General features: G+C 62.6%; 12 protein-coding genes. 11 read left to right on the forward strand and 1 reads right to left on the reverse strand.

All coding sequences use genetic code 11. The features are described from left to right. Window positions 1-3 precede the first annotated feature (3 nt). From AC0L26_RS22705 to AC0L26_RS22725, 5 genes are all read left to right on the forward strand, one after another. Entirely contained in the window at window positions 4-522 is a 519-nt protein-coding gene (locus AC0L26_RS22705) for a YcnI family copper-binding membrane protein (protein WP_473634597.1), read from the forward strand. Window positions 523-578: 56 nt separating this feature from the next. Further along, the gene (locus AC0L26_RS22710; RefSeq protein ID WP_473634598.1) at window positions 579-2213 is read left to right on the forward strand and encodes a copper resistance CopC/CopD family protein; all 1635 of its coding nucleotides are present in this window, start codon (window positions 579-581) and stop codon (window positions 2211-2213) included. Between the two features lie 174 nt (window positions 2214-2387). Beyond that, window positions 2388-3815, forward strand: coding sequence for an NADP-dependent phosphogluconate dehydrogenase (gene gndA / locus AC0L26_RS22715; RefSeq protein ID WP_473634599.1), 1428 nt, complete (start codon window positions 2388-2390; stop codon window positions 3813-3815). A gap of 186 nt (window positions 3816-4001) precedes the next feature. Beyond that, complete coding sequence (locus tag AC0L26_RS22720; RefSeq protein WP_192243035.1) at window positions 4002-4232, forward strand: hypothetical protein; 231 nt, start codon at window positions 4002-4004, stop codon at window positions 4230-4232. Between the two features lie 275 nt (window positions 4233-4507). Beyond that, window positions 4508-5092 carry a GNAT family N-acetyltransferase gene (locus AC0L26_RS22725; RefSeq protein WP_473634601.1) on the forward strand — a complete coding sequence of 195 codons (585 nt, stop codon included), beginning with the start codon at window positions 4508-4510 and terminating at the stop codon, window positions 5090-5092. Window positions 5093-5265: 173 nt separating this feature from the next. On the opposite strand, the gene AC0L26_RS22730 is transcribed toward AC0L26_RS22725, so the two are convergent. Then, window positions 5266-6315, reverse strand: a complete 1050-nt coding sequence (locus AC0L26_RS22730) for a LacI family transcriptional regulator (protein WP_473634602.1) — start codon at window positions 6313-6315, stop codon at window positions 5266-5268. A gap of 415 nt (window positions 6316-6730) precedes the next feature. Here AC0L26_RS22730 and AC0L26_RS22735 point away from each other — a divergent pair, with 415 nt between their 5' ends. From AC0L26_RS22735 to AC0L26_RS22760, 6 genes are all read left to right on the forward strand, one after another. After that, window positions 6731-7969, forward strand: a complete 1239-nt coding sequence (locus AC0L26_RS22735) for an ABC transporter substrate-binding protein (RefSeq protein ID WP_473634603.1) — start codon at window positions 6731-6733, stop codon at window positions 7967-7969. A 115-nt stretch (window positions 7970-8084) separates the two neighbouring features. Next, window positions 8085-8978, forward strand: coding sequence for a carbohydrate ABC transporter permease (locus AC0L26_RS22740; protein ID WP_473634604.1), 894 nt, complete (start codon window positions 8085-8087; stop codon window positions 8976-8978). Continuing rightward, window positions 8971-9906: a carbohydrate ABC transporter permease gene (locus AC0L26_RS22745; RefSeq protein WP_473634605.1), complete on the forward strand. Its 936-nt coding sequence runs from the start codon at window positions 8971-8973 to the stop codon at window positions 9904-9906. Before AC0L26_RS22740 ends, AC0L26_RS22745 begins: the two co-directional genes overlap by 8 nt. Window positions 9907-9908: 2 nt before the next feature. Further along, window positions 9909-11006 (forward strand): ABC transporter ATP-binding protein, encoded by a 1098-nt coding sequence (locus tag AC0L26_RS22750; protein ID WP_473634606.1) that lies wholly within the window; start codon window positions 9909-9911, stop codon window positions 11004-11006. Window positions 11007-11075: 69 nt separating this feature from the next. Continuing rightward, window positions 11076-11822 (forward strand): sugar phosphate isomerase/epimerase family protein, encoded by a 747-nt coding sequence (locus tag AC0L26_RS22755; RefSeq protein WP_473634607.1) that lies wholly within the window; start codon window positions 11076-11078, stop codon window positions 11820-11822. 12 nt (window positions 11823-11834) lie between these two features. Then, a complete protein-coding gene (locus tag AC0L26_RS22760; protein WP_473634608.1) occupies window positions 11835-12977 on the forward strand; it encodes a Gfo/Idh/MocA family protein in 1143 nt (380 codons plus the stop codon). Window positions 12978-13030: the final 53 nt, after the last annotated feature.

A 13030-nucleotide genomic window follows, 5' to 3' on the forward strand; every position in this document is an offset into this window, starting at 1 on the left:
ATCATGAACAAGTATATTTTGTCGGCCTGCGCGCTTCTCGCTTCCGGGACGGGCACGGCTTTCGCTCATGTCACGCTCGAAACGCAGGAGGCGGCGGTCGGTTCGACCTACAAAGCGATCCTGCGTGTGCCGCATGGCTGCGAGGGCAAAGCGACGACCGCCGTGCGCGTGCAAATCCCGGAAGGGGTGATTTCGGTAAAGCCGATGCCGAAGCCCGGCTGGACGCTGCAGGTCAAGAAGGGCAAATACGAGAAGTCCTACCAGCTCTATGGCGAGACGGTGACGTCAGGCGTTAGGGAAGTCGACTGGAGCGGCGGCAGCCTGCCGGACGAATTCTACGACGAATTCGTCTTCCGCGGGACACTGGCGGCGGAACTGCCGGCCGGCCAGACGCTCCACTTCCCGGTGGTGCAGGAATGCGATGGCGTTGCCGAACGCTGGATCGAGATTCCGGCGGCCGGCCAGGATGAGGATGCGCTGGAATATCCCGCGCCTGGCCTCAAGCTGCTGCCGAAGAAATGATCTCTCTTGCGGCGCGCTCCGTTCGAAAGAGCGCGCCGCGTTTTCGTGACAACGATATGACCGTAGTATCTTTTCGGTGGGCGATCTGCAGGTTCGGCAAGCGCGCCAATTGGCCTGCCATTGGCTTTCTGGCCGCGATCATGCTCGCCGTCATCGCCGTGCCAAGTCAGGCCTTTGCCCATGCGGCGCTGGTCACAACCGATCCGGCCGACGGCACGGTGCTGGGACAAAGCCCGACGCAATTTTCGCTGACTTTCAGCGAGCCGGTCTCCCCACTGGTGCTCACTCTGGTGCGGCCCGATGGCACGCCGCTCCCGCTGACAGCGTTCCGCCTCAATGACCAGACGGTCGAGATCGACAATCCGCAAACGCTCGGATCCGGCACGCATGTGCTGAGCTGGCGGGTGATTTCCGCCGATGGTCATCCGGTCGGCGGCTCGGTGCTGTTTTCCATCGGCGCGCCGAGTGCTGCGCCGGCCGCCTCCGACGCCGTCGACCGGGGCCTGAGGTCGGCGATTTGGATCGGCAAGGTCTTTCTCTATATCGGTCTCTTTCTAGGTGTCGGCGGCGCCTTCGCCATCGCCTGGCTGGCAAAGGGCGGGCGTTCCGGCCAGCGCTTCGTCATCGCCGCAATCCTGGGCGGCCTTGTCGCGGCGCCGGTGTCGCTCGGCTTGCAGGGACTGGACGCGCTCGGTGCGCCGCTCGTCCGGCTGACGCAGCCCGGCGTCTGGCAGGCCGGGCTCGGCACAAGCTTCGGCCGGACGGTGCTGGTCGCGCTGGTGGCGCTAGGACTTGGCCTGCTGTCGCTGGCCGGGCCACGCGGCAGTGCAAGACTGTTGGCCCTTGCCGGCTTGGCCGGTGTCGGTGCCGCCCTTGTCGCCAGCGGGCACGCAAGTGCCGCCGAACCGCAATGGCTGACACGGCCGATGGTGTTCCTGCACGGTGCCGGCATTGCCTTCTGGGCCGGGGCGTTGGCGCCGCTCGGCCTCGCCATGTGGCGGAAGCCGGTCGAGGCCACGCCTTTCCTGCGCCGGTTTTCTCAGGCGATCCTGCCTGTCGTGGCCGTCCTTGCGGCCACCGGCATCGTGCTGGCCATCATCCAGGTGGAAGCGCCCGCAGCTTTGCTCGACACCGCCTATGGCCGGCTGCTGCTGATCAAGCTGGGGCTGCTGTTCTTCCTGTTCACGCTGGCCGCGACCAACCGTTGGAAGTTGACCGGTCCGGCCGAAGCGGGAGAGACGGAAGTACAGAGGAGGCTGGTCCGCTCGATCGGCATTGAAATGCTGATCGTTCTGGCGATTTTCGGTGTTGCCGCCGGTTGGCGCTTCACGCCACCGCCCCGCGCGCTGGCGATCGCCGCAGCGCAGCCGGCATCGATCCATATCCACACGCCGAGGGCGATGGCCGACCTCAGCATCACGCCCGGCCATGTTGGGTCGGTTGCGGCGTCTATCGCCATCATTACCGGCGATTTCGGCCCGCTCGACGCTAAGCAAGTGACGTTGGTGTTGTCAAAACCCGATGCCGGCATCGAGCCGATCAAACGCGCGGCGACAAAGCGCGACGATGGTACCTGGCGTGTCGACGATCTCGTCGTCCCGGTCCCCGGCCGATGGACGGCGCGGCTCGATATCCTCGTTTCGGATTTCGAGATCGTGAAGATCGAGGCGCCGATCGATATCAGGCGATGAGGACCAGCCGGCAGTCCTGCGCACACATTTCGGCGAGGCGGTTGACGCGGCCTTGAAGGCCCGTCATTCATTTTCGACAAGAATGGCATTTTCGACAAGAATGGCATCCCAAGAAGAACGGGCGTCGCCACAAATCGCGGCCTCAACAAAAGATCCGAAAGCAGGGAAGAAACGATGGAAAAAGCCGAAATCGGCCTGATCGGCCTTGGCACGATGGGTTCCAACCTGGCGCTCAACATCGCCGAGAAGGGGCACCGCATAGCCGTCTTCAACCGCACCGCCGCACGAACCGACGCCTTTGTCGAGAATGCCGGCGCGCTGAAGGACATGGTCGTGCCCTGCTACAGCCTGGAGGAACTCGCTGCGGCCATCCGGCCGCCGCGGCCGATCATCATCATGGTGCTGGCCGGCAAGCCGGTCGATGAGCAGATCGCGGCGCTGCGCTGCGTGCTCTCGGACAACGACATCGTCATCGATGCCGGCAACGCCAATTTCCGTGACACGATGCGGCGCTTCTCCGAGCTGGCCGATTCGGGCCTCACCTTCATCGGCATGGGCGTGTCCGGCGGTGAGGAGGGCGCGCGCCATGGACCGTCGATCATGGTCGGCGGCACGGAAGAGTCCTGGAAGCGCGTCGAAAAGGTGCTGACCGCCATTTCGGCCAAGTTCACGGATGAGCCCTGCGCGGCATGGCTTGGCACCGATGGCGCGGGGCATTTCGTCAAGACCATCCATAACGGCATCGAATATGCCGACATGCAGATGATCGCCGAGATCTACGGCATCTTGCGTGACGGCTTAGGCATGGGGCCGAAGGAGATCGCACAAGTCTTCGCCGACTGGAACAAGGGCAGGCTCAGCTCGTACCTGATCGAGATCACTGCCAAGGTTCTGGCCGCCGACGATCCGAAGACGGGCAAGCCGATGGTCGACATCATCCTCGACCGCGCCGGCCAGAAAGGCACCGGCAAATGGTCGGTGATCGAGGCGCAGCAGCTCGGCATTCCGGCCACGGCGATCGAGGCGGCGGTGGCGGCGCGCGTGCTGTCATCGATCAAGGACGAGCGGCTGGCCGCCGAAAAGGCCTATGGCAATGGCGGCGTGACCAAGATTTCCGGAGACAAGGACGCGCTTCTTGACGATCTCGAACTGGCGCTGTTCGCCGGCAAGATATCAGCCTATGCGCAGGGCTTCGCTGTCATGAGCGGTGCGTCGAAGGAATTCAACTGGAACCTGCCGATGCCGACCATCGCCAAGATCTGGCGGGCCGGCTGCATCATCCGCTCGCAAATGCTGGACACGATGGCGGAAGCCTTCGGCAAGGGCGGGGCGGTCACCAATCTGCTGACGGCACCGGCCTTCATCACAATGATGCAGGAGGCGCATCCGTCGCTTCGACGCATCGTGGCAAGGGCATCGGAGGCTGGCTCACCGGTGCCGGCGCTGTCGTCGGCGCTGGCCTATTTCGACAGCTACCGCCAGGGCCGCGGCACTTCGAACCTGATCCAGGCGCAGCGCGATTTCTTCGGCGCCCACGGCTTCGAGCGCATCGACGGACCGGGCGCATTCCATGGCCCGTGGGGCAGCGGGGCGGCAGGTTAGCGCCGAGACTTAGACCTAGAGTTCAATTTTGCGGTTGCCAGAAAGCAGATATCCCCAGCCACCAACTGGGGTCGGGGTCGCGCCAGGAACCTGCTATTCCGGTAGAGACGATTGTCGGTCTCATCGGTATCGCGGAGCCGCGAATCTGTGGTAAGCCGCCGCTCAACCAACCAAAGGAAGACACCTGTGAGCGAACCTACCGTGGCCGAGGCGACCGAAAGTATCTATGCCTCGCTGCGGGCGGACAATGCCGACATCGACGCACATATCGCGACGCTTAAAGCGGCGCTGACACGAGAAGGGATAAAACAGGCGGTGTTCGATCCGACCAAGTTGGCGCAGAACAACCGCTCGGGGCGTAAGTTGATGCAGGCCTATTTTCGGCAGCGCGGCGTGAGCGTGAGGTTTTCGGATTAGTAGAGCCCTGCGCGGGTGATCTCAAGCGTGCCGTTTCTCGGGCCGGTCCGGCCGTTCGCCATCTGGACGTCGGGACTGCGCCCAATCCCGGTCATTCCGCTGGCCCCTGCCGTCCTCCAGAAGCGGACATCGCTGGTGACCAGGAGAACGCTTCAGCTTTTCCAGAACCGCTGAGCCGACAGCAACCGGTATCGCTCCCACTCCATCCGGGTTACGATGCGTGGCTGAGAGCGGGCGCGGGCGCCTCGTCGAACCACCTACGTCAGGAGGGCAGCATGAAATCGCCGACGGTGAGAGTTATGGCCGCAGCCGATGAAGATTCAGCGGTCGAGATAATCGTGCTGGCGTTTGCAGCGGACCCTATGGCGCGATGGACCTGGCCGCATGCACACCCGTACCTCGCAGCCATGCCGCGAATGGCCCGCGCGTTCGGGCGCAAGGCATTCTCAAGCGGAAGCGCCTTTTGCACCGACGGCTACGCCGGGACGGCGCTGTGGCTGCCGCCCGGCGTGCATTCCGACGAGGAAGAGCTTGGCGCCGTGCTCGAGAGCACGGTTGAATCCTCTCTCGCCCCTGAAACCGCGGCCATATTCGAGCAGATGGCCACGTATCACCCAACCGAACCGCATTGGTACCTGCCCCTGATCGGCGTCGACCCGGCGCATCAAGGCGAAGGTCACGGCGATGCCTTGATGGCGTACGCACTCGCGCAGTGCGACCGCGATCACGCGCCGGCCTATTTGGAATCATCGAACCCGCGCAACATATCATTCTACCAGCGGCACGGCTTCGAATCGCTCGGCGCGATCCAGGTCGGTTCGTCGCCGACGCTCGTCCCGATGCTGCGGCGACCTCGTTGAGCGTCAGTTTGATCAGATAGTTTGACCCTGTGGGACGTTCAGGGCGGCCACGGAGCTGTCGGAGCACGCCGTCGAAGCCGCGCACGAGATCCGAGATCAATTCCGGAAGCTCGGTTTCCGAATTTCTTGTCCGCCCCCATGTGGAGACCAGCTCAATTCGAGCATATCCCGCTCTAGCCGGGACGGCGATAGGCCAGAACCTCAGTCGGGGTGCTTAGGCTTTGGAGGGAACCAGGTGCGGCGCCGCCGATCCAGCCCAGCACGGAACGGGCGAGCTCGGCGCCGGCCAGCCGGAAGTCCTCGTTGACGACCAGCAATTCCCTGCGGAACAGATGCAGCAGGTCCGACGACTGCTTGGACACCACGTCGACGTCGCGGCCGAGCTTGAGGCCGGCGTCCTCGATGCCGGCAACGATGGCGAGCGTCGCGGCGGCGGCGCTGCTGACGAAGCCATCCGGCCTGACGTCGCGGCGCATCAGCTGCGCGGTCCTCATCCTGATCTGCTCGATCGAATGGTCGATCGAAACGGTGTTGAACGGGATCTCGCTGGCGCCGACCTCGCTCAGCGCATCGGTAAAGCCGTTCAGCGCATGGCGGTGATAGGTCAGCTCGACCGGCGGTGCCAGCAGAGCCAGCCTGCGGCGGCCGATGCCGGCCAGGTGGCGCACAGCCTCGGTCGCGAACGCGTAGTTGTCGAAGTCATGATAGGGATGGATCAGCCCCATGTCGGTGCGGCCGTGCGTGGCAAAGGGGATGCCACGCTCCAGCATGTAGCGGGCCCTGGGATCATTCGGCTGGGTGCGCGAAATGATGACGCCGTCGGCGGAGCCGGTCTCCACCAGATAGCGTATCGGGTCCAAGGGATCCTGCGAGCGTGAGTACGGCGTGACGATCAGGTGATAAGGCGTGTCGGCGATGACTTCCGAGACGCCGTAGATGATGTCAGAGACAAAGCTCATGATCTCGTGCTCGGTGTTGAGCACGAGGCTGATGACGTTGGTCTTGCCGGTCCGCAGCCGCACGCCGGCGCGGTTGGGGCGGTAGCCGATCTGTCTGGCGACGAGCTGGACGCGCCGCCTGGTCTCGGCGCCGATTTCGGGCGCGTCCTTCAGCGCCCGCGACACGGTGGTGACGCCCAGCCCGGTCATGAAGGCAAGCGTCTTCAGCGTCGGCCGGCCCTGTCCCGACGCCTCTTCGTCCTTTTCCGTTCGATGTCTGTCCATTCATCCCGCCCGTCAGGCGCATAGCAGTTGCCGTGCAGACCGGCAATCGGCGGATTGTGACTCGCCCGCGACTCTCCGCCTGATGAGCACCTATATACTGAAACGTTACAGATTGTCACTTGCCATCGCGCAACGGTTTGGGGCAGGTGCTTTGCGCGAGCGACATTCCATTGGAGCCAAAGTCGTTGGCCGTCGGCAAGCGCTTGCCAGCGGAACAGAATTTGGCCGAATTTCGTGCATTGCAGCATCATTTTTGCGGTGCAACCTATTTTCCTGCGGCGCACGGCCGGCAAGTGGCACGCGGATTTGTTCGCGGCTCGAAAAAATCTCGAACCGCTCGTATTTCGGGGTTGCACCCCTAACGCAATTGCCGTATCGAAAATCTGTAACGTTTCAGATTCTGGGAGGAGCCGAAATGCGATACCAATTCATGACCGCTGCGTTGGCAGTGACAACCGTGCTGCAATTCGCCGGCCCGGCGGCAGCGACGGATCTGGAAGTCACCCATTGGTGGACTTCGGGCGGCGAGGCGGCAGCGGTCGCCGAACTCGCCAAGGCGTTCGACGCGACAGGCAATCATTGGATCGACGGCGCTATCGCCGGCTCTGGCGGCACGGCGCGGCCGATCATGATCAGCCGCATCACTGGCGGCGACCCGATGGGCGCGACCCAGTTCAACCACGGCCGGCAAGCGGAAGAATTGGTGCAGGCCGGTCTGATGCGCGACTTGACCGATCTCGCCACCAAAGACAAGTGGGCGGAAATCGTACAGCCCAAGAGCCTGCTCGACGGCTGTACTCTCGACGGCAAGATCTATTGCGTGCCGGTCAATATTCACTCCTGGCAGTGGCTGTGGCTGTCGAACGCTGCTTTCGAAAAGGCCGGCGTGCCGGTGCCGAAGAATTGGAACGAGTATGTCGCAGCCGCCCCTGCACTGGAAAAAGCGGGCATCATACCGCTCGCGGTCGGCGGGCAGCCCTGGCAATCCTCCGGGACCTTCGACGTGCTGCTTACGGCGGTCGGCGGCACGGATACTTTCTTGAAGGTCTATCGCGACAAGGACGCGGAATTCGCTGCCGGGCCCGAGGTCGCCAAGGTGTTCAAGGCCGCCGACGATGCCCGTAAGATGGCGAAGAACACCAATGTGCAGGACTGGAACCAGGCCACAAATCTCGTCATTGCCGGCAAGGCCGGCGGCCAGATCATGGGCGACTGGGCGCAGGGCGAATTCCAGGTAGCCGGCCAGACCGCCGGCAAGGACTATACGTGTCTTCCCGGCCTTGGCCTGAACGAGGTCATCGCCACCGGCGGCGACGCCTTTTACTTCCCGCTGCTGCAAGACGCTGAAAAGTCCAAGGCGCAGGAAGCGCTGGCCGAAACGCTGCTCGACCCCAAGACGCAGGTCGCCTTCAACCTCAAGAAGGGTTCGCTGCCGGTGCGCGGCGACATCGACCTCCAGGCGGCGAACGACTGCATGAAGAAAGGGCTCGCCATTCTGGCCAAGGGCAGCGTCATGCCCTGGACCGACCAGCTGCTGACGCAGGACACCCAAAAGCAGAAGGAGGACCTTTTCTCGGAGTTCTTCGCCAAGCCGGATATGACCGTGGAAGAGGCGCAAAAGCGCTTCGCCGACATCGTCGCCTCAGCGGACTGACGATCGACGAACCGCTCGCTCCCGGCCCGCCGCGGGGCCGGGAGCTCGTGGTCAAGGCCCTCATGGTCAAGGTCTTGACCCTCCCGCCCTTACCCGATCCAGCCCGGCTGTGCAGATGAGCAAGAGCGAACGCCCCAACCAACTCTTCCGCAATCTTAACGCCAAGGTTGCCTCTATTCCGATGGTCCTCACCGCACTAGTGATCTTCGTCGGCGGCAGCGCGTGGACGGTGCTCTATTCCTTCACCAATTCGAAGCTCCTGCCGCGGCTGAACTTCGTCGGGCTCGACCAGTATTATCGGCTGTGGTCGACGCCGCGTTGGCTGGTCTCCATTGAGAACCTCCTGATCTACGGCGTGCTGTCGCTGGTATTCTCTCTCGTCATCGGCTTCATACTGGCGGCGCTGCTCGACCAGAAGATCCGCTTCGAGGACACGTTCCGCACTATCTTCCTCTACCCCTTCGCGCTTTCCTTCATCGTCACCGGTCTTGTCTGGCAGTGGCTGCTCAACCCGGAGTTCGGCATCCAAGGGGTGGTGCGCGGCCTCGGCTGGGAAAGCTTCAACTTCGATCCGCTCTACAATTCCGAAATCGTCATCTACGGCATATTGATCGCCGCGCTCTGGCAAGGCACCGGGCTCATCATGTGCCTGATGCTGGCGGGGCTGCGCGGCATCGACGAGGATATCTGGAAGGCCGCGCGGGTGGATGGGATACCGACTTTGAAGACCTATCTCTTCATCATTATTCCGATGATGCGGCCGGTCTTCATCACCGCGCTGGTCATCATCGCTGCCGGTATTGTCAAGGTCTACGACCTGGTTGTCGCCCAGACCAGCGGCGGTCCCGGCATCGCCTCCGAAGTGCCGGCCAAATATGTCTATGACTACATGTTCTTCGCCCAGAACCTTGGCCAGGGCTTCGCCGCCTCGACGATGATGCTGCTGTCGGTGGTGGTCGTCATCGTGCCGTGGGCCTATCTCGAATTCGGAGGCAAGAAGCGTGTCTGACCTTGCCGTTTCCCTGCCTGCCGGTACGGACTCTATCGGGCTTGAGGCATCCGGCCCGCGAGGGCCGAAGCCGCGGCATGTGTTCTCGCGCCGCAACATCTTCCTCTATGGCACGCTCATCGTGATGGCGCTGTACTATCTGCTGCCGCTCTATGTGATGGTGGTGACGTCGCTCAAGGGCATGCCGGAGATACGCCTCGGCAACATCTTCTCACCGCCGCTCGAGATCACCTTTGAGCCTTGGGTAAAGGCCTGGTCCAGCGCCTGCACCGGCCTCAACTGCGATGGGCTGTCGCGCGGCTTCTGGAATTCGGTGCGCATCACCATTCCGTCGGTCATCCTGTCGATCGCGATCGCTTCCGTGAATGGCTACGCGCTTGCCAACTGGCGCTTCAAGGGGGCCGACACTTTCTTCGTGATCCTGATCGTCGGCGCCTTCATCCCCTATCAGGTGATGATCTATCCGATCGTCATCATCTTGCGCGAAATCGGCCTCTACGGCAGCCTAAGCGGCCTGGTGATCGTCCATTCCATCTTCGGCATGCCGATCCTGACACTGTTGTTTCGCAATTACTTTTCTTCGATGCCGGAGGAGCTGTTCCGGGCGGCGCGCGTCGACGGCGCCGGCTTTTGGGGCATCTATTTGCGTATCATGCTGCCGATGTCGCTGCCGATCTTCGTCGTCGCCATCATCCTGCAGGTGACCGGCATCTGGAACGACTTCCTGTTCGGCGTCGTCTACACCCGTCCCGACACCTATCCGATGACGGTGCAGCTCAACAACATCGTCAACTCGGTGCAAGGCGTGAAGGAATACAACGTCAACATGGCTGCCACCATCCTGACCGGCCTGGTACCGCTCATCGTCTACTTCATTTCCGGCAAGCTCTTCGTGCGTGGCATCGCCGCCGGCGCGGTGAAAGGATGATGATGACAAGACTCGAAAATCCCAGCGTTTCGATCCAGGACCTGTCGCTGAATTTCGGCGCGATTTCGGTGCTGGAGACGCTCAACATCGATGTCGCCGAAGGCGAGTTTATCGTGCTGCTCGGGCCGTCCGGCTGCGGCAAGTCGACCTTGCTCAACTGCATTGCCGGCCTGCTCGACGTTTCGGACGGCCGCATCTTCATCAAGGGCAAGAACGTCACCTGGGAGGAACCCAAGGACCGTGGCATCGGCATGGTGTTCCAGTCCTATGCGCTCTACCCGCAGATGACGGTGGAGAAGAACCTGTCGTTCGGACTGCGCGTCGCCGGCATCGCCAAGGACGAGATCGCCAAGCGCATCGCGCGGGCCGCCGAGATCCTGCAGATCGAGCCGCTGCTGCAACGCAAGCCGTCGGCGCTGTCGGGCGGCCAGCGCCAACGTGTGGCCATCGGGCGGGCGCTGGTGCGCGACGTCGACGTTTTCCTGTTCGATGAGCCGCTTTCCAATCTCGATGCCAAGCTGCGCGCGGAGTTGCGTGTCGAAATCAAGCTGCTGCACAGCAAGCTGCAGAACACCATGATCTATGTCACCCACGACCAGATCGAGGCGATGACGCTGGCCGACCGCATCGCGGTGATGAAGGGCGGCGTGATCCAGCAGCTCGACGTACCGCAGACCATCTACAATCGCCCGGTCAACCGTTTCGTCGCCGGCTTCCTCGGCTCGCCGGCGATGAATTTCCTCGACGGCCGGCTGGAGAAGGACGATGGCAACTGGCACTTCGCCGCCGAGGATGTGCGGATCCCGCTTGCCACCTACGCTTTCGAAAAGGAGCCCGTGCCGGGGGCTGCCGTGTTCGGTATCCGGCCCGAGCATGTCGCGTTCAATAGCGGCACAGGATGGCCGTTCACAGCCACGTCAAATGTCGTGGTCGTCGAGCCCATGGGTTCCGACACGCTGGTCTGGCTGAAGCTCGCAAATCGGAATTTCACGGTGCGAGTGACATCCGAGCGCACGCCAAACAACGCCGATACCGTGAGCATCGGTTTTGATCCGATGCGCGCTTCGCTGTTCGACGCCGCAACCGGTAACCGCCTGTAACGCCCCAGGACCTCATTCCCAAGAACTTCACCTCAAGCACATCCATCCCCCAGAGAACGGACAGAGCCGATGAATTGGTCATTCCAACTTTACAGCGCCCGCAATTTCCAACCTTGGGAAGGCGTGCTGAAGATGCTGGGCGAGCTCGGCTATGCGCAGGTCGAGGGGTTCGGCGGCGTCTATGACGATCCCAAGGCATTTCGTGCCGAACTCCACAAGAACGGCCTCACCATGCCGACCGGCCATTTCTCGATCGATGCGCTCGAGAAGGATTTTGACGGTGTGCGCAAAATCGCCGACGCGCTCGGCATCACACTGCTGATCTGCCCCTATCTGGTCGCCGAGAGCAGGCCGACCGACACGGAAGGCTGGCGCAATTTCGGCGCCCGCCTGGCCAAGGTCGGCGAGACGGCTGACAAAGCCGGCTACGGCTTTGCCTGGCACAATCATGGTTTCGAGTTCAAGAAGCTTGCCGACGGTTCGGTGCCGCAGGACCATATCCTGGCGGCAGCGCCCGATATCGGCTGGGAGATGGACGTGGCCTGGGTGGTGCGCGGCGGCGACGATCCGCTGCCCTGGATCGAGAAATATGGCAAACGCATCGCCGCCGTCCATGTCAAGGACATTGCCAAGCCCGGCGAGGGTCTCGACGAGGACGGCTGGTCGGATGTCGGCCACGGCACGATCAACTGGACCGGCCTGATCAAAGCGCTGCGCGCTAAGAGCGCCGCCAAATACTACGTCATGGAACAGGACAATCCCAACGACGCCGAGCGCTTCGCGCGCCGCTCGATCGCAGCCGCCAAGACCTATTAGGAGCAAACCAGCATGGCAAAAAAGCTTGGGGTCGGCGTCATCGGCTGCGGCAACATCTCGCAGGCGTATTTCTCGTTTGCGCCGCTGTTTCGCGGCATCGAGATGCGCGCCTGCGCAGATATCAACATGGATGCGGCCAAGGCGCGGGCGAAGGAGTTCAAGCTGCGCGCCGAGACGGTCGAGGGGCTGCTCAAGGCCGGCGACATCGACATCATCGTCAATCTCACCGTTCCGGCCGTGCACTACGAGGTGTCGAAACAGATCCTCGATGCCGGCAAGCACGTCTATTCGGAAAAGCCGTTCGTGCTGTCGGTCAAGGAAGGGCTCGACTTGAAGAAGCTGGCGGAGAGAGACGGACTGCGCATCGGCTCGGCGCCCGACACTTTCCTCGGTGGCGCGCACCAGCTTGTCCGCAACCTGATCGATACCGGCAAGCTCGGCAAGATCACCAGCGGCACATGCCACGTGATGAGCCATGGGATGGAGCATTGGCACCCCAATCCGGACTTCTTCTTCCAGCCTGGCGCTGGGCCGGTGCTCGACATCGGACCCTACTACATCACCAATTTGATCCAGCTGATCGGGCCGGTGAAGCAGGTGGCAGCCTTCGCTTCGATCCCCACGACAGAACGCACGATCTCGTCCAAGCCTCGCGCGGGCGAAAAAATCCTGGTCGCCACGCCGACCACGATTCACGGCGTGATGGAGTTCGAGAATGGCGCCGTGGTGACGCTCAATACGAGCTGGGACGTGTGGAGCCATGGCCATGCGCCGATGGAGCTCTACGGCGAGTTGGGCACGGTGTTCTTGCCGGATCCGAATTTCTTCGGCGGCGACGTTCGCATCACCGACGCCGCCAAGCCGGTCAAGAAGCTGCCGAAATGGAAGCATCCGTTTGGCGTGGCCAACCAGATGCATTCGCACGGCATGATGGCCAACTACCGCACCGCCGGTCTCGCCGACATGGCGCTGGCGATTGCGGAAGGCCGGCCGCATCGGTGCTCGATGGAACTGGCGCTGCATGCCGTCGATGTGATGACCGGCATGCTGCGATCGGGCGCGAGCGGAAAGTTCGTCGCCATGCAGACCACATGCGAACGGCCTGCGGCACTGGGCGTCAAGGAGGCGAAAGAGCTGTTGGCCAAGAAGATATAGGGCGCGCGCTTCAGTCATTGCGACACGTCTAGTTTACCGTCGACCCCTCTCCC

Source organism: Mesorhizobium sp. WSM4823 (assembly GCF_055811195.1).